Annotated in this window: 16 protein-coding genes; 3 read left to right on the top strand and 13 right to left on the bottom strand. The window is 56.6% G+C overall.

From position 1 onward, the window contains the following. Positions 1–101: 101 nt before the first annotated feature. A complete protein-coding gene (locus ETC05_RS05295) occupies positions 102–1,760 on the top strand; it encodes an acetate--CoA ligase (RefSeq protein ID WP_171660520.1) in 1,659 nt (552 codons plus the stop codon). 43 nt (positions 1,761–1,803) lie between these two features. Here the strand turns inward: ETC05_RS05295 and ETC05_RS05300 are convergent, their stop codons facing one another. Then, positions 1,804–2,316: a MogA/MoaB family molybdenum cofactor biosynthesis protein gene (locus tag ETC05_RS05300; protein ID WP_171660521.1), complete on the bottom strand. Its 513-nt coding sequence runs from the start codon at positions 2,314–2,316 to the stop codon at positions 1,804–1,806. A 318-nt stretch (positions 2,317–2,634) separates the two neighbouring features. On the opposite strand from ETC05_RS05300, the gene ETC05_RS05305 reads away from it, so the two are divergent. Then, positions 2,635–4,146 carry a response regulator transcription factor gene (locus ETC05_RS05305; protein WP_171660522.1) on the top strand — a complete coding sequence of 504 codons (1,512 nt, stop codon included), beginning with the start codon at positions 2,635–2,637 and terminating at the stop codon, positions 4,144–4,146. A 155-nt stretch (positions 4,147–4,301) separates the two neighbouring features. Continuing rightward, positions 4,302–4,493 (top strand): hypothetical protein, encoded by a 192-nt coding sequence (locus ETC05_RS05310; RefSeq protein ID WP_031407667.1) that lies wholly within the window; start codon positions 4,302–4,304, stop codon positions 4,491–4,493. A gap of 26 nt (positions 4,494–4,519) precedes the next feature. Here the strand turns inward: ETC05_RS05310 and ETC05_RS05315 are convergent, their stop codons facing one another. From ETC05_RS05315 to ETC05_RS05370, 12 genes are all read right to left on the bottom strand, one after another. Further along, on the bottom strand, positions 4,520–5,749 hold the full coding sequence (locus ETC05_RS05315) for an AAA family ATPase (RefSeq protein WP_171660523.1): 1,230 nt from the start codon (positions 5,747–5,749) through the stop codon (positions 4,520–4,522). 34 nt (positions 5,750–5,783) lie between these two features. Further along, a complete protein-coding gene (locus ETC05_RS05320; RefSeq protein ID WP_031407663.1) occupies positions 5,784–6,698 on the bottom strand; it encodes a R2-like ligand-binding oxidase in 915 nt (304 codons plus the stop codon). Positions 6,699–6,749: 51 nt separating this feature from the next. Further along, complete coding sequence (locus ETC05_RS05325; protein WP_171660524.1) at positions 6,750–8,240, bottom strand: aldehyde dehydrogenase family protein; 1,491 nt, start codon at positions 8,238–8,240, stop codon at positions 6,750–6,752. Positions 8,241–8,355: 115 nt separating this feature from the next. Further along, positions 8,356–8,784: a hypothetical protein gene (locus ETC05_RS05330; RefSeq protein ID WP_171660525.1), complete on the bottom strand. Its 429-nt coding sequence runs from the start codon at positions 8,782–8,784 to the stop codon at positions 8,356–8,358. Positions 8,785–8,937: 153 nt separating this feature from the next. Further along, positions 8,938–10,044 carry a Zn-dependent alcohol dehydrogenase gene (locus tag ETC05_RS05335; RefSeq protein WP_031407659.1) on the bottom strand — a complete coding sequence of 369 codons (1,107 nt, stop codon included), beginning with the start codon at positions 10,042–10,044 and terminating at the stop codon, positions 8,938–8,940. A 27-nt stretch (positions 10,045–10,071) separates the two neighbouring features. Continuing rightward, positions 10,072–10,404, bottom strand: a complete 333-nt coding sequence (locus ETC05_RS05340; RefSeq protein ID WP_031407657.1) for a hypothetical protein — start codon at positions 10,402–10,404, stop codon at positions 10,072–10,074. A gap of 157 nt (positions 10,405–10,561) precedes the next feature. Further along, complete coding sequence (locus tag ETC05_RS05345; protein WP_171660526.1) at positions 10,562–12,307, bottom strand: ABC1 kinase family protein; 1,746 nt, start codon at positions 12,305–12,307, stop codon at positions 10,562–10,564. 19 nt (positions 12,308–12,326) lie between these two features. Further along, positions 12,327–13,469: a thiolase family protein gene (locus ETC05_RS05350; protein WP_171660527.1), complete on the bottom strand. Its 1,143-nt coding sequence runs from the start codon at positions 13,467–13,469 to the stop codon at positions 12,327–12,329. A 111-nt stretch (positions 13,470–13,580) separates the two neighbouring features. Further along, on the bottom strand, positions 13,581–14,423 hold the full coding sequence (locus tag ETC05_RS05355; protein ID WP_031407654.1) for an SDR family NAD(P)-dependent oxidoreductase: 843 nt from the start codon (positions 14,421–14,423) through the stop codon (positions 13,581–13,583). 15 nt (positions 14,424–14,438) lie between these two features. Next, entirely contained in the window at positions 14,439–15,230 is a 792-nt protein-coding gene (locus ETC05_RS05360) for an enoyl-CoA hydratase/isomerase family protein (protein ID WP_171660528.1), read from the bottom strand. A 98-nt stretch (positions 15,231–15,328) separates the two neighbouring features. After that, complete coding sequence (locus tag ETC05_RS05365; protein ID WP_031407650.1) at positions 15,329–16,543, bottom strand: acyl-CoA dehydrogenase family protein; 1,215 nt, start codon at positions 16,541–16,543, stop codon at positions 15,329–15,331. Further along, the gene (locus tag ETC05_RS05370) at positions 16,540–17,682 is read right to left on the bottom strand and encodes an acyl-CoA dehydrogenase family protein (protein WP_171660529.1); all 1,143 of its coding nucleotides are present in this window, start codon (positions 17,680–17,682) and stop codon (positions 16,540–16,542) included. The genes ETC05_RS05365 and ETC05_RS05370 overlap by 4 nt, the downstream gene beginning before the upstream one ends. Between the last annotated feature and the right edge of the window lie 14 nt (positions 17,683–17,696).

Raw genomic sequence — 17,696 nt, forward strand, 5'->3', positions numbered from 1 at the left:
ATTCACTTGCTATGACACTGTTCTTTAACAATATGTTGAATTTTAGTTCTATTTGAATTATTATTAATTTGACTCCTTTTCACACAACGGAGGGATCAGACATGACCAACCATCCATCACCTGTTTCAATCATTCAATCGTTTTCTTGGGATCATGCATTTGCTCATTACGACTGGGATCCCCGCAGCCGGTTCAACGCCGCTCATGAAGTATGCGACCGGTATGCCGAGGATCCGAACCGCATTGCGCTCTTTTATGAAAACGCTTTAGGAGAGCAAAAAACGATCACCTATCGGCAATTGCGCGATTGGTCCAACCAAATGGCGAACGTGTTCCGCAAACTCGGAGTGAAAAAAGGGGATCGCGTCTGCGCGCTCATGCCGAAAAACCCGGCTCTTGTCGTCTACATTTTGGCGGCTTGGAAAGTCGGCGCCGTGTATGTGCCGCTCTTTACCGCGTTTGGCCCGCAGGCAATCGAATATCGCATCAACCATTCCGAGGCGAAAGTCCTCTTGACGAACAACGAACAGCGCGCCAAACTGCCGGAAAAGGAAAAAATGCCGACGCTCGAACACATTTTTGTCATTGATGAGCCGTCTCATGATCAAGACCAGCCGTTTTGGGAAACGCTTTCAAAAGAGTCGACTGAGCACTCGATCGAAGAAACGACGGTCGACGATCTGCTTGCGATTCAGTATACGTCCGGCTCCACCGGAATGCCCAAAGGCGCCATGTGGCCGCACAACGTGCTCATCAACATTTATCCGTATATGCGCTATGCGATCGGCCTGCGCGATGATGATGTCTTTTTCGGCGGGGCGGATCCGGGCTGGGCGTACGGGTTGATCTTTTGCACCTTTGCGCCGATGGCGTTCGGCGTGCCGATCGTCTTTTATGAAGGGCCGTTTCAACCGGAAACGTGCTATTCCTTGATGGAAAAATACCGGGTGACCAATTTCGCGTACGCCCCGACCGCGTACCGGGCGATGGCGGCGGCCGGCGCGGACGTTATTCGCCGCTATCAGCTGAACGTGCGCGCCATGAGCTCAGCCGGCGAACCGCTCAATCCGGAAGTCATTCGCTTTTTCCAAGAGCACGTGGGGGTCACGATCCACGACCATTATGGCTTGTCGGAAACGTTGATGCTGATTGGAAACCTCAACGCCGCCGCGATGGACATCCGTCCAGGCTCGATGGGATGGCCGCTTCCGGGCTTTGACATCGCCTTGCTCGATGAGAATGGGAATCCGGTCGCCGACGGCCAAGTCGGACAAATTGCCTTTAACACCGACTCGATTCCAAACGTCTTTAAGGGGTATTGGAAAGATCCTGAAAAAACAGCCGAACGGCTTGTCGGCCATTGGTTTTTGACCGGCGATTTAGCAACCAAAGACGAAGACGGGTATTTCTGGTTTCAAGGGCGGGCGGATGACATCATTTCAAGCGCCGGCTACCGCATCGGACCATTTGAAATCGAAAGCTGCCTCCTTGAGCATCCGGCCGTCGTCGAAGCGGCCGCCGTCGGGAAGCCGGATCCCATCAAAGGAGAGATCGTCAAAGCGTTTGTCGTGCTGAAAGAAGGCTTTGCGCCGTCGGACGAGCTGGCCGAAGAGCTGTCTTTGTTCGTCAAAACGCGCTTATCCAAACATGAATACCCGCGCGAAGTCGAATTTGTCGCCGAACTCCCGAAAACGCCGAGCGGCAAAATCCAACGCTTCATCCTTCGCAATCAAGAAAGGGAAAAACAGAAAAACGCCTGATCAAACTTCGTGTCCGTTCTCACCCGAACGGACACGTGTTTCTTCACCGGTCTTTCCGAATCTCTCTTATAACATGCCCGAGCTCCGGCAAAATGAGTTTCGTCATCGCCAGGCGCACCGCTCCGGTGGAGCCGGGGGTGCAAAAGATGGCGGTGTCCATCGCCACGCCGGCGACGGCGCGCGACAGCATGGCGGCGGCGCCGATGTCTTCGGTGTAGCTGAGGAAGCGGAACAGCTCGCCAAAGCCGACGAGTTCTTTCTCCAACAGCGCGCTCACCGTTTCGATCGTCACATCGCGCTTGGCGATGCCGGTGCCGCCGTTGGTGAGCACCGCGTCGACATCAAGGCGGCGGCATCCGTCGAGCACCGCCTCGCGAATAGCGTCCGCTTCATCTTTGACGATCTCATAGCTGACGACCTCATGCCCGGCTTCCGCGAGCAGCTCGATCATCAGCCTGCCGCTGCGGTCGGTTTCCTCGGTTCTCGTGTCGCTGACGGTGATGACTTTGCAGCGGACGGTTTTGGGGGCTTCTTGTTTATGTTCGATGGTGCTCATTCGTTCTCTCTCCTTGTTTTTCAATTGTGCCGTTGGCTATAGTATAGCAAAAAGCGGCCCTTTGCTTCTCGCCGGCGAAACGAAAGGAAAAGACCCCATCTTGAAATCGAGGTCTTCGATCTATGACCTATGAAGACCATCAATGAGCTGTTCCGAAGGCGCGCTCGGCCGTTTTCAGACGGCCATCTTTTTTGTACACTTTTGGACAAAACTATTTGTGATATAATAGACAGAATTGTTATAATATTAACACATAGAAAAAAAACCAAATGGTTCACTTATGGATAACGGACAAGTCGGCAAAAGGAGGGAAAAGCGGTGCATCGTACGCTAAGTGAAAAGCTGCAGGCCATTTTGCAAGATGGGATGGCGATCATCGGACGGCACCGCGAATCGATCGTTTCCCGTTGGAATGCAAAATTATGCGAACTAAAGAAAAAGCAGCATATCGCGGCCCCTTCGCTTGAAGCGGCCATTGAACTGCTTTGCGAACACACAGCGGAAGCGAATGGCGAGGCGCGCGAATGGCTGAAAACCGTCGGTGAAGCATGGCGCAGCCATTCATGTTTTTCGCCGTCCAACAAAATGACGTTTGTCTTTACGATGCTCGAAAATGCGGTTCATGAAGTCGTTCAAGCCATCCCCGGCAGCACATTTCATGATCATCAAGCCGTTCAATATTTGTTTTCCAAACTGTATGAGGCCGTTTTTTCCCCAACGGTCGACAACCAGCCGGACATCGGGCGGTTTTTGGAACAGCTTGCCGCCTCAAGACAAATGCCCATCCATTGGATCGCCGAACTGGACAAGATGGACGGCCGCTTTTACGTTAAAAAACTATACGGAGAAACAGAGTGGCTGCCGACAGCTATTCACGTATTGGAAGCTGACACCATTTTTTCCTTAGGTGAACAGTTGCTTGCCTATATGCCAAAGGCGAGAGGAAAGAAACGCGTCATTCCGCTTCCATGGGAAGAAAGCGTTTTCTTGTTTTGCACAGATGAAACGGATCATCAAGTTCTTCCGTTTCTCCTTCATTCGTTCGAACTGTTTCACGCCGGGGGAATGGCGCTTGAGCAAACGAAACAAGACCAAATTTGGAAAGATGCCGTCATTTTATTCGATCGATGGATCATGCGCGCGAAATCATTGCAGCAGGCGGTGGAATACATTTCGTCCGGTTTTGTCGCCTATTTGCCGTTTGAACGCTGCGCGCTGTTCGCCTACTCGAGTGAGAATGAAAGCGGATTCGGTCTTTACGGATACAAGCTTGATAACAAACAAATCAAAAACATTCGCGAGAACATCAACGCTTTGCCGCTTATTAAACAGTACGTGCAGCAGCTGCAGCTGCTCGGCAATCATATGGCGAATGTGCCGCCCATCTACTTGCCCGATGCGTCGGAAGGGCTGCCCACCAAATACATCGAGCAGTTCCAGCTCGAATCGATCGTCATCGCCCCGATTTACGCCCCGTCAGAAAACCGGCTCATCGGTGCGGCCATTTTGGATCAAGGCCCCGGACGCCCGTTCACGTTATCGAGCGACATTTTCACCGCGGTCATGAAATTCGGCCAAAGCGCCGGCGAAGTGCTGGCGAAATTCAGCGGCGGCCGTCCGGAGCTCGTTCCATCGACGCCTCACCTGTCGCCGCGGGAAATCGAGGTGCTGAAGCTCGTCGCCGAAGGGGCGTCGACCTATGAGGCCGCGAAACGGCTCCATTTGAGCGAGTATACGGTGCGCGACTATGTGTCGGCCATTTTGCAAAAAATGAACGCCAAAAACCGGACGGAAGCCATTGTGAAAGCGATCCGCGACGGCATTATTTGAAGCGCTTTCCTCCTTAGCGGGAGAAAAAGGCAGCGCGCCGCTTGTTTTTCGTCATGCGCCGCCATCGAAAGGGAAACGCCTCTTTTCGGCGGCTAGCGCAGCGCGAATCCGGCGCACTGCCTTTTCTTGCTCCAGAAAGACGGTGATTTCATTTCATGAAAAAGCAGCTCAAAGCAGGTCTTTCTCAAGTTGAGAAGCTTTGTAACATCAGCTCTTCCTTCCTGAAGAACTCCATCGATCCGGCAGAAATAATCGTGTTTCACCAGTCTTCCAGAAAAGATGGGAAGGGAAGCGGACACGCCGCTACACACAGGATTCTCTTTTTGCGCGCCCGTCTGTTGCTTTGAGAAGGCCTTTGCCCTTCGCCAAGCTTTTAGGGCAGCACCCGCATCCAGCGTTTCAGCTCATTCTTCTGTTGTTCGAGCTGTTGTTTCACTTTCTCAAGCTGCGCTTCATACTGTTGAATGCGTTCCGACACCTGTTCGATCATCCCCTTTCCTTCTCCCGCATCGGAAAGCGGCGCAGGCAATTCCTGCGTCGGCGGCTGTTGTCCGCTCCCTGCCTCATCCGGCGGCTTATGCTCTCTTAACTCCTGCTGCATGTTCTTCCACTGTTCATTTGTCTGTTGCCAGATAGCATCGATTTGTTCCAGCTGTTCAGTCAGCCGGTCCGTCTGGCTGCGGATCAGCTGCTCGATGCCATCGAGCGTCTTCTCGCTTGCCGAGGATTTCACCGCGTCGCTGATTTGATCGATCAGCTCGCTCGTTTTTTTCTGTTCGTCTTTCACTTCCTCGATCAACCCGCCCACCGAGTCAGGCGCTGGAGGAGGGATGGTTGACGGCGGCTCGGCAGGAGCAGTCGGGCTTGGGGGCGCTTCTTCGTTTCCAGGCGTCGGTGGAGCGGATGATGGATCGCTTCCATCCCCTGATCCGTTGCTGCTTCTGTCCGCCGGTTTCCTGCTCGGCGTTGTAGAAGCCGGTTCGTTCGGTGACGCGCTCGGTTCCGATGGCGCGGTTGGCTTTTGTTCTGATGACGGCGCAGTCGGCTGATCGGTTTTCGTTGACGTCTCTGACAGTTGACCCCCATCCGATTCCATCGAACTGCCACCATCCACGGAAGCCGTTCCAAACGATGCCTGCGCCGATAGCTGCGGAATGGCAAGCTCATCCGCTGTCAGTTCCGTCGCCACGACCGTTACATCTTTCAAACATTGCTCAACAAGCGGCACGCCGTCTGTGCACAGCCCACCGATCTCCATTTTTTTCACTCTCATTTTCATCCATTTCGTCCGCGCAACTTGATCGGTGTGGAACGTAAACGACACGGTGCGCCCGGCCATCGTTTGTTGTTTCTTCAATGTCATCCCATATATTTTCGCTTGCATAAAGGCGATCGGCATATCTCCCTTGAAAATGACCGGGACCTTAAGAATGATTCCACCTAAATCAATTGTCCCTACCACTTTATCGGCATGAATGACAAATCCTTCCGGTTCCTGTCCTTCCGCTGCCGCCCGGCCGGCGCCGCCCAACAGCCAGCCGGCAACGGCAGCCAAAACGGTCACAACGGAAAGGGCAACAAGTTTTCTCAAGCGTTCCGCCATCTTCATCCCCCTGTCGGCAACCTTGCTCCGGTTTTCAACGTTCCGCCTCGCTCAACGTTTTTTCCAGCTCCTCGACGCTGTCATACCGCTTCGCTCGGCTGATTTGTTTTTTGCGAATGTTGAACTGCTTGATGACATAGTTGTTCAGCATCTCATAGTCGATTTCCAACGCATATGTGCGGGCGAGCTGCTGCTGGCGCTGTCCGAGCTCGGTCAAATAAGCGACATAGCCGACAACATGAGGCCATAATTCGTCCATATATTGGATGAACAAATCGTAATACCGCTCGTCTTCGTTGACGAGCCGCTGGATCGTGTACAGGCCGAACTGAATATGGCGGCCCTCGTCCATGTTCAAATAGTCGATGCCTTGGAGCAGCCCTGGGAACAGCCCGGCTTTTTTGTAAATTTGCCGGAACGTATAATACCCCGATTCGGCGAGCGTCCCTTCGACAATCATGTTGTAGACAGTGGCGGCGCGGATGACCGCTTCCGGCGAATCGTCGGTATACAGCCGGTTCATCGCTTCCGGCAGCGCTTCGTAAAAGATGCGTTTGTAATGGTCGTTATGGAAGACGGACAAGTCCATTTGTCCAATGCCGACGGCTTGCTGCCAGCGGGAAAACATCTCGACATGTTTCGCTTCATCGTGCATAAACGTCGTTAAAAACAGGACATCCTCAAGCCGCCCTTGGCGCGCGAGGGCATTGGCCATCGGCAAAATATCGAGCGTCACCGCCTCTTCTCCGGCAGAAAAACCGGCGACGAGCGGCAGCGCCGCGATCTTTTCTTCGCTTGTCAAACGGGCGAAATCTTCTTTGTCTTGGCTGAAATCGATGTCGGCCGGATTCCATTTCCCATTCCGCTTCGCTTTTTCATACAATTTGTACATCGGATGCTCCCAATCGATCGTTCCTTTCACCGTTTGAAATCCGTCATGATGGACCATCGCGTTCTCCCTCCTTGAAATGCGTCATGGGTGAGCCGTCGTGTTTCCGCCTTAAAACAAGGTCATCGGCCGTTCGTTGAGATCGCAAATGATCGTTTTCGTCTCCCAATACGGCTCAAGCGCCTGCACCCCGAGCTCGCGGCCGAGGCCGCTTTGCTTGTAGCCGCCAAACGGCGCGGTCGGCGACAGCACTTGGTACGTGTTGATCCAGACGGTTCCGCTTTTCACCCGCCGAGCGAGGCGGAGCGCCCGTTTGATGTCGTTCGTCCACACCGCGGCCGCCAAGCCATACATCGTATCATTGGCAATGGAAGCGGCTTCTTCTTCATCCTCGAACGGAATAACCGCCGCCACTGGACCGAAAATTTCTTCACGGGCGATGCGCATCGACGGCTTGACATCGGCAAAGACCGTCGGCTCGATAAAATAGCCGCCGCCAAGTCCGTCTAAAGCGCTCCCTCCCGCAACGAGCTTCGCCCCTTCCTGCTTGCCGATGTCAATGTAGTGCAATACTTTCTCGTATTGCTCCCGGCTGATGACGGGGCCAAGGTCGTTGCGCGCATCCGTGCCGGGCCCGACTTTCAGCTTTTTCGCTTTGCGGGCCAACAGCTCGACAAACGTTTCGTAAACCGGCCGTTCCACTAAAATGCGGCTTCCCGCTTGGCAGACTTGCCCTGAATTGTAGAACACGCCAAACAGCGCGCTTTTCGCCGCCTGTTCAAGATCCGCGTCCGCAAAGATGATATTCGGCGACTTCCCACCAAGCTCGAGCGTCACCCGCTTAATGTGGGGAGCGGCCGCTTGCAAGATGCGGCGCCCGGTTTCCGTTTCGCCGGTAAACGCGATTTTCGGCACGCCAGGGTGGCTGACGAGCGCTTTTCCGGCCTCATCGAGTCCAGGCAGGACGTTGATGACGCCCTCCGGCACGCCGGCCTCATGGCAAATCTCAGCAAGCTTCAACGCCGTCAGTGGCGTTTCCGGCGCCGGTTTTACCACCATCGTACAGCCCGCCGCCAGCGCCGGGGCGATTTTCCACGTCGGCATGAGCAGCGGAAAATTCCATGGGGTGATGAGCCCAGCCACCCCGATCGGCTCTTTCATCGTCCACGCCATATAATCCGGCGCCGAGCCGGCAACGGAAAACGGCAGCACCTCCCCTTGCGGCTTGACGACGAGCGAAGCGAAAAAGTCGAAGCAGTCGGCGGCAAGCGGAATTTCAATAAACAACGCGAGATTGATCGGCATGCCGTTTTCCCGTGTCATGAGCTGCGCGAGCTCGTAATGATGCTGGCGGATCAGTTCGGCGATTCGGCGCAAGATGCGCCCGCGCTCGAGCGGCGGAATCGACAGCCAACGCCGGTCCGAAAACGCCTCTTCGGCGATGGCGACCGCCGCGTCGACATCTTTTTCCCCGGCGTTGGCCACACGGGCCGTCACTTGGCCTGTCGCCGGGTCGACGACGTCAAACAGCGCGCCATCCGCCGCCGGCCGCCATTCTCCTCCAATCCATAAACCTGCTTCTGTTGTTTTCACAGAAATCATTGTCGTTTCTCCTTTCCCAACCGCTATATCGGGCGCAAAGCCGATGGAGACAGCGCGTTTCCAAGTGCTTACAGCGCCCCTGGCGACATCCCGCCCGGCATTCCCAAGATCGCCGCTATGGCAGCAAGTCGCTCCGTCCGATTTCCTGCAAATAGTCGTGGTACGCCGGGTAAATGGCGTCAAGCTGCGGCAATACTTTCAAGGCGTTCACAAGCGGCCCTTGCACTTTGATTTGCTGGCGGGCGAGCGCCTGCTGCAAGTCGAGCTTCCCAAGCCAAAACTTATGCCCGACATCCGCCGTCTGCTCAAAAATGAGCTCCGGCCGCAAGTCTGTCTCGCCGCAGACGATTTTCAGCCTCCCGTTTTCGTGTGTCCACGTAATTTTCGCTTCCGGCTTATGAAAAATATATTGGACATACGCGTCATAGCCGGGGCTTAGCTCTGTCGAGGCGATCAATTCCTTCGACTCGTCCGTCTCCGCCACCTTTTCAAAAAAGCGGCCGAGCACATCATACAACTCTTGCTCGCTTTGAAACACCGGCATATCAATCCCCCTCTCGTCTCGATCGTTCTACGTTTTTTCGATCCCTTTGTTTGCCCACTTTTCATCCAAGGACAGAGAAAACGCTCTCTTTCCGACCGCCGAACGGCTTCTCTTGTTTGTTCACCCCAACGCACGCGGGGGCGGATTGTCGTCTCATTCTTCAAAGCGAATAAGGCCGCGAATGTTTTGCCCGCTCTTTAAGGCAGCGAATCCGTCGTTGATTTGCTCGAGCGAATAGACGGCGCTAATGAGTGGTTCGAGCTTCAACTTGCCCGCCGCGTACAAATCAAGCAGCTTCGGGTAGTCAACCGGCGGATTGCCTTGGCCAAGCCAAGAACCGGTCAACGTTTTCGATTGGGACGGCAGCGAAAAGGCGTTGATCTCCACCGTTTCATGCGGCGCGGCGATGCCGACGATGACCGTCGTTCCCGCTTTTCGCGTCATGTTGTATGCGTCGGCCATCGTCTCTGGACGGCCGATCGCTTCAAAGGCATAGTCGACGCCAAGGCCGTCAGTCAAGTCGAGCACGGCGCTGACGGCATCTTCCTCGCGGGCGTTTACGGTGTGCGTCGCCCCGAACGTTTTCGTCATCGCCAATTTTTCCTCGACGACATCAATGGCAATAATTTGTTTCGCCCCCGCTAACGCGGCTCCTTGAATGATATTGAATCCGACGCCGCCGGCGCCAAGGACCGCAACTGTGCTGCCCGGGCGAACGCGGGCCGTATGAATGACCGCCCCCACCCCGGTCATGACGCTGCAGCCGATCAAGGCCGCCAGCTCAAACGGCACATCCCGGCGGATCGGGATGACCGCCTGCTCCGGCACGATGGTGTATTCGCTGAACGCACCAGCGGTTAAAAACTGATACACGGGCTTCCCTTGCCACGAAAAACGCGTCGTCCCATCCGGCAGCGTGCCGGTCGCCGTCAGCCGCGCCGCCTCCTCGCATAGATCGGGCCGCCCGGTGCGGCAGTCGCGGCAGCGGCCGCATGACGGCACCCAATTGAGCACCACATGGTCGCCTTGCTTGACATTTGTCACGCCTTCTCCGACTTCCTCGACAACGCCCGCTCCTTCGTGGCCAAGCACGATCGGCAGCGGCAGAGGGAGCTTGCCTTCGACGACGTGCCAATCGCTATGGCAAAGGCCGGCCGCTTTCAGTTTCACCTTGACTTCCCCGCGCTTGGGGCCCGCCACCTCCACTTCTTCGATTGTCAGCGGCTCCCCATAGCGTTGCAATACCGCGGCTTTCGCCATGTCGTTTCCTCCTTTTCCATCCCCTCATTACGCCCGCTTGCTGGCCATATCCGCTTCCTCTTCACGGACGGCGCCGCGGCCTCGCACTGCATCCAAATAGGCGTCCCATTCCTGCTTGAGCGTTGCTTTCAGCTTGAAAAGGCCGATGACGAGCGGTCGGGTCGAATGGTCTTGCAAAAACACATCGCGGATGACATCCTCAAACTCTTCCTTTTTCCCCGGCAGCCCGTGGTCTTTCCCATACAGCAAATGTCTATCGAGCAGCCGCCGGATCGTCGGGTTTCCCGGTCCGCCGCTTTGCCGGTAAAACGCTTCGATTCGTTTGGACATCGTCAGTTGTTCTTGTTCGTCGTCACGCATGCTTTCTCCCCCCTCCCCGCTTCTCGTTTGTCCCCGTCGTCCTTGACGCGCTTTTTCCCTTTGGCGAACGTTCGCCGAGGGCGAATCCCGCTCTGATCGTCTCCTCATTCCCTATCGGATCTCGTGTGGAGTGTCCCTCCCATTTTCGACGCTCTCGTTAAAACCATGGCCGCTGCTTGCGGGTGCGGAACAGCCGCCAGCCAAGAAAAACGACCAAGATGGCAGAAGCGGCCAACCCGATGTTGGCGATCGTCATTTTCTCCATGCCGAGAAACGTTCCGCCCGGGATGCTGGCGATGATGAACCCGGTGGCCATAATGATGGCAAACGCGATGAGGGAAAGCGCCAAACGATTGGCGATTTGGTTGAGTGTGTTGCGCGTCACTGGGTCGGTTTGGACTTGCACGGTCATGCGCCATTTGTTTTCGGCCATCGTCTCGAGCACTTTGTTGAACCGGCGCGGGAAGGTGGCGATCATTTCCGCCGTTTCGGCGACAAGGCTGGCGTTGGCGCGGAAATTAAAGCGCTTTCCAAGAATGCTTTTTAAAATCGGGATTTCATACGCCTCGACGACTTCGCCGTACGAAATTTCCGGACAAATCCAGCGCGCCGTTCCTTCGGTGGCGGAAAATCCTTTCGCCCAAAGCGCCAGGCCGTTCGGGACTTTGCAGTAGTTGCGGAGCCCGATCACCGTCGCTTCAAGGACGAGGCGACCGTAATTGTAGCGGCTGCTTCCCTGGTGGGCGTTGACGTAGTTCAGCGTCAGCGTCCGCAGTTCATCTTTCAATTTGACGACATCGGTGTAGATGGTCGGCGACATGAGCTCCATAAACACTTCGGCGGCGTCTTCCGCTTGGTTGAGCTGGATGTGCAAAATGACGCGCATTAAAATTTGCGCCATCACGCTGTCCATCCGCCCGGTCATTCCCCAGTCGATGATGACCGCCTTTTTCGTTCGCTTGTCGATCATGATGTTGGAACCGTGAGCATCGGCATGGTAATGGCCATCGAGCATCGTCTGTACATAATGGTGAACGAGGTCGATCATGATGTTGACCCGCTCTTCAAAGGTGAGAAAATCAACGGGGAAATCTTTAATGAGCCAGCCGTCAATGTATTCCATAATTAAGACGCTTTTCGTCGCTTCGTACACGTGCGGAACCGTGACATGTTCGGCCCTCCTTTCGTATTTTTGCTTCATCTCTTGCATTTTTCGCGCTTCTTCCGTCATATCCAGCTCATCCATGGCGCTGCTGTAGTAATCTTGCACGAGCCCCCCGAGGTCAAGGGCGGCCTGCAATTCGGGCGGCAGTCGCTTTTGCAGGCGGGCGGCCATTTTTTTGATGATGGAGATGTCGGTTTGAAACAGCTTTTCGACCGTCGGGCGCACCACTTTCACGGCGACGACCGGCCCGTCTTTCAGCTTGGCTTTGTATACTTGGGCAAGCGACGCCGAACCGAGCGGCGTTTCTTCGATCCATTCAAACGTCTCAAGACCGTCGGGCAGCTCACGTTCGAGAATGTATTGAATTTTGGCGAACTCGATCGGCGGCACCCGGTCGAGCAATTTCTCCAGCTCGATCGTGATCGGCTCCGGCAAGATGTCCTGTCTTGTGACGAGCACCTGCCCGAGCTTGATGAACGTTGGGCCGAGCTCCTCAAACGCCAGGCGCAGCCTCCGGCCGATATGGTGCAAATATGGTTTGTCTCCCTCGTTCCCTCGCAGCTTGCGGGCGATGACATCGCCCAGCACCATGCCGAGCCCGTTTTTGGCGATCGTCGCAATAATCTTTCTCCTCCGCCTTCCGATGGTGATGGCGGCCAGTTCCTCTTCAATGGCGGCGCCGATAGCCGCCAAGTCGGGCGTCGGTGTTGTTTTGGCCGTTTCAAGTGATGCGTGCAACCCGCTCCCTCCTTTCTGCTTACAGCCGCTCGATAATCGTGGCGGTCGCCATGCCAAAGCCGATGCACATCACTTGCAGGCCGTAAGTCCCGTTCATATCTTCGAGTTCATGAAGCAGCGTCGTCAGCAGCCGCGCCCCGCTCGCGCCAAGCGGGTGTCCGAGGGCGATCGCTCCGCCGCGCGGATTGACTTTCGCCATATCCGGCTCAAGCTCCCGCTCCCACGCCTTCACGACCGAAGCGAACGCTTCATTGATTTCGATGACATCGATTTGGTCAAGGCGCAGCCCCGCTTTTTCGAGCACGCGGCGCGTGGCTGGGATGACGCCCGTAAGCATCAGAATCGGATCTTCGCCGATGACCGTGCGGGCGACGATGCACGCCCTAGGCCGCAAGCCAAGCTGCCGGGCTTTATCCGACGACATGAGCAGCACGCCGGCCGCTCCGTCGCTCACTTGGCTTGAGTTGCCCGCCGTAATGACGCCGCCTTTCGGCTGGAATGACGGTGTTAACGCCGCTAACTTTTCGAGCGAGGTGTCGCGCCGAATCCCTTCATCACGGGCAAATGTCATCGTTCCGTTTTCGCCTCGCACTTCAAGCGGGATGATTTCCCGCGCAAACATCCCGCCGTCGGCCGCCGCGGCCGCTTTTTGGTGGCTTTCGAGTGAAAACGCATCCAACTCTTCCCTCGACAACCCCCATTTTTTCGCGATCATCTCGGCGGAAATCCCTTGCGGCACGATGTTGTACCGACTTGTCAGCTGGCGGCTGAACCGTCCCATGTCGCTTCCCATCGGCACGCGCGTCATGCTTTCGACCCCAGCGGCGATGGCGATGTCGATGTCGCCGGCCAAAATCGCCTGCGCCGCGCTGTGAATCGCCTGTTGGCTCGAACCACACATCCGGTTTAAGGAAAACGCCGGCACTTCGACCGGAAATCCGGCGGCGAGCACCGCTTGGCGGGCGATGTTGCCCCCTTGCTCCCCGGTCATCGTCACGCAGCCGACGATGACATCTTCCACCAGGCCGGCATCCAGCCCATTCCGGTCGACAAGCGCCCGCAGCACCGGAACGAGCATGTCAACCGGATGGACGTTGGCAAGCGCTCCTTTTTTCTTGCCGATCGCCGTGCGCACGGCGTCAACAATGACGACTTCCCTCATGCCGCTCCTCCTGTTCCGTATCAAAATCAAACCCTTTTCCCTGCGCGGCCAGAGCCGCTGCAGGCCTCTCCTTCTTGTCCCAATCGCTATCCAAATCGGGCGCTGATTCATCTAGAACGTAAACAGTTCGATGCCGCCGGAAACATTCAACCCAATCCCCGTAATGTATTTCGCTTTATCGGAACAAAGGAACACGATGGCGTTGGCGACGTCTTCCGGTTCACCCGGGCGGCGGAACGCCGTGCGCTGGATCATCCGTTCGTTCATTTTCGGGTTGCCCATGCGGAACGCTTCCGTATTGATAATGCCCGGCACGATGGCGTTCACCGTAATGCCGTAGCGCGCTCCTTCCAGCGCCATGCTTTTCGTAAAGCTCAACACCGCTCCTTTCGTCGCCGAGTAGCTCGCCTGCCCGAAGCCGCCGAGCGTGCCGGCGACGGACGACATGTTGATGATCCGTCCCCATCCTTGCTCCTTCATGTACGGCCACACGGCTTTCGTGCAATTGTACGTGCCGGTCAAGTTCACTCGCAAATCGCGCTCCCACAACTCATCATTTTGCTTTTCAATCTGCGAAACATGATCGAGCGTCCCCGCGTTGTTGACCAAAATGTCGATCGATCCGAACTCCTCTTTGACGCGGGCAAACACGTCCTTCACTTGCTCGCGGTCGGTGACGTCCATTTTGATCGCCATTGCCCGCCGCCCCATGGCGCGGATTTCTTCCGCCGTTTTTTCCGCGTACACGACGTTCGTGCTTTGCATCACTTGGGAGAGCGGTCCGTATTTTTGCGCCGTTTGTTTGCTTTCTTCATCCGATTCAAGCAAAATATCGGTGATGACGACATCCGCTCCCGCCTCGGCAAGCGCCAAGGCGTCCGCCCGCCCGAGGCCGCGTGAGGCGCCGGTGACGACCGCTACTTTTCCTTTCAGCAGTTCCGCCCATGATGACATCAAGATTCCCCCCATTTATCGCAAAAATTGCGGTTGTTTCTTTTGGAAAAACGCGGCCAGCCCGATCGCCGGCTCTCCCGTCTTAAACGTGGCCGCAAATGACGACGCTTCGATGCCAAATCCGTCTTCTGGAAGCCCCTCGGCCACATAGATGGCCCGCTTGGCCAGCCCCATCGCCCGCACCGCGCCTTCGGACAACTGTTCGGCAAACGATGCTACTTCTTCGTTCAGCCGTTCCGGAGCGATCACGCGGTGAACGAGGCCGAACGCGAGCGCTTCTTGCGGGTCGAGCCGTCTGGCGAGAAAAATAAGCTCCGTCGCTTTCGCCCGTCCGACAAGGCGCGTCAGCCGCTGCGTGCCGCCCGCGCCGGGAATGAGGCCGAGGGAAACTTCCGTGAGACCGATTTTGCCCCCGCCCATGATGCGGAAATCGCAAGCGAGCGCCAATTCGCAGCCGCCGCCGAGCGCATAGCCGTTGATGGCCGCGATGACCGGCTTTGGCATCGTCGCGAAGCGGTCGAAGCAGCGCTGCATGCGGGCGCTTTGTTCGGCGATGCTGGACTCATTGCCGGCCAACTGGCTTCCCCGCCGAATCATGTCCTTTAAGTCGGCGCCGGCGAGAAACGTTTTCGGATGGGCCGACGCGATGACGACAACGCGCACACCACGGTCGGCTTCCAATTCGTCGGCGGCTCGTTCCAATTCTTCCATCAGCTTCTCGCTAATGGCGTTTGCCGGCGGATGGTCGATGACAATCCACGCGACTCCTTTCGCCCGCCGCTCGATGCGCAACGTTTCATAAGGCATCGGAATTCCCCCTTTTTCATTCGATCAAACCGGCAACTTCACAAATGATCATCGTTCTCCACCGCGAGCGGAGATGCTTGGACCGCCGTCTCTCCCTTCTAGACGTGCACGCCGTATGGCGCATACAGCCGTCGGGCGGTGACGAGGCGCTGGATTTGCTGTGTGCCTTCGAAAATGTCAAACACTTTCACATCGCGGTACAATTTCTCGACCAAATGCCCATCAAGACCGGCCGGGCCAAGCAGCTCAAGGCACATGGCGCATACATGAAGCGCCATTTTTCCCGCCACGGCCTTGCAGATGGCCGCTTCCATGGCGTTCGGTTCGCCGATGTCGGCTTTCCACGCGGCTTCCCAGGTGAGCAGGCGGGCCGCCTCGATCTCTTGCTCCGCCTCGGCGAGCAGCTCAGCCGCTTCATAGTACAAACGACCTTGCCTTGGATATTCGCGTTTGACGACCTCAAGCGTATATTCGTACGCCGCGCGGGCGATGCCAACCGCCATGGCGGCGACGATCGGCCGCGTGCTGTCAAACGTCTTCATCGCCACTTGAAAGCCGGACGGACGATTGGCGTTGGCGCTGTACAGCTCTTCGCCGCCAAGCAAATTGTCGTCAGGGACGAAACAGTCTTCAAACAAGAGTTCCGCCGTTTCATTGGCGCGCAAGCCCATCTTCTGAACCGTGCGGGTGGCCGTAAATCCCGGCGTTCCTTTTTCGACGACAAAGGCCCGGTGCCCGGCGCGGCCGAGCGACGGGTCAATGGTGGCGAACACGACGACCCACGAAGCGCGGGCTCCGTTCGTGATGAAAATTTTTTGCCCGTTTAATACATAGCCGCCGTCGACTTTCCTCGCGGTCGTGCGGATGCCAGACGCATCCGACCCGGCTTCCGGTTCGGTCAACGCATAGGCTCCCCAGCGCGGTTCATCTTTCGTGAAAATCGACAAAAACCGCTGTTTTTGCTCGGGCGTGCCGCTCGATTGAACCGGCGGTCCCCCAAGGCCAGGTCCGGGAAGGGACAAGGCGACGGCTGGGCAGCCCCACGCGAGCTCTTCGGCGGCGATCACCGCGATGCGGTTGCCTTCGCGCTCTTTTTTTTCCTTTTTCTTGTCCGAGACGGACGGTGCACGTCCCCCGCTGAACGAGGATGCATTCAGCTGGATGCCCATTTTGTTCACTTTCTCAAGCCACTCATCCGGCACCCGTCCCAGCCGGTCCGCCTCCAGTGCGATCGGACGCACTTCATGTTTGGCGAACCAATGGACGAGCTCTTTCATTTGTTTTTGCTGCGGTGATAAGGTAAACGAAATCATGGCGCCACCCTCTCTTTCCGTTCGCTGAGCAGCTGTTCGCCGCGGCGGATGAGCCAGTCTCGCTCCCGGCCATACAGCATCACTTGCGCCTCGGCGTCGCGCATCCATTTTTCGACTGGATATTCTTGCACGTATCCGTGTCCGCCGAGCATTTGCACCGCTTGGTCGGTGACATAGCGCAGCGAACGATGAGCGCACGCCAGCGCACGCCATGCAAATCCGTCCGCCTGTTCATCTCCTCGGTCAACCGCAGAAGCGGCTTGCCATACAAGACATTTCGCCCCGCGACAGGCAAACGCCATCTCCGCGATCGTAAACGACACGCCTTGAAACTTGGCGATTTCTTGCCCGAACGCCTTTCTCCCCGCGGTGTATTCAATGGTGTAATCAAGCGCCGCCTCCATCAAGCCGACTTCCTTCGCCGCTTCGATGACTTGATTTCGGGCGCGCACCCGATTGAGCCATGCGTCCGCCTCCGGGCCGCGGGCAACGAGTTGTTCCGGACCGGCGTACACTTCCGCAAATCGAAGGCGAGCGATGCCGGAGGCAAGAAGCCCCAGCCTTATATCCCCTTCTTCGATCTCCCATACTCGCTCATCCAAAGCGAGCAAAACCGTTTCTTCTTCATCCCTCGCGGCGATGACCACCCAGTCGGCTTTCGACGCCAGGCGGACTGGAGACGACACTCCGTCCACCACGTACCCGCTGCCGCGCCGGCGCACGCGAATGGGTTGCTTCAACGGTTCCTTTTGTTCCGCTTCGTCGACCCAGGCAACAGTCGGCCATTGTCCTCCTTTTGCGATCTCCCGGTACCGATGCCATGCACGGTGCTCGGAAGACAGACGAAAGAGGGAAGACGCCTCCCCAGCCCCGGGAAGCCCTTGAATGACGCCTAAATCGCCATAGCTGAGCCCTTGCCAAATGATCGCTTGCGACAGAAGCGGCAGTTCCAGACCTCCCCACAATTCTGGAAGCTCGAACGCTGACAGGCCAAGCTCATTCACTCGGGCAATCAAGTCAGCCGAAACAGTCCGGCGTTTCTCGCACTCTCTTGCGGCCGGGCGGATCTTCTCGACGGCAAGACTGCGGGCGACTTGAAAAAACGCCTGTTCTTCTTCAGTCGGTTGAAACGAAATCACCTTGTCCCTCTCCT

Origin of the sequence: Geobacillus sp. BMUD (assembly GCF_013096845.1) — a bacterium.
In the GTDB taxonomy this organism is placed as follows: domain Bacteria; phylum Bacillota; class Bacilli; order Bacillales; family Anoxybacillaceae; genus Geobacillus; species Geobacillus vulcani.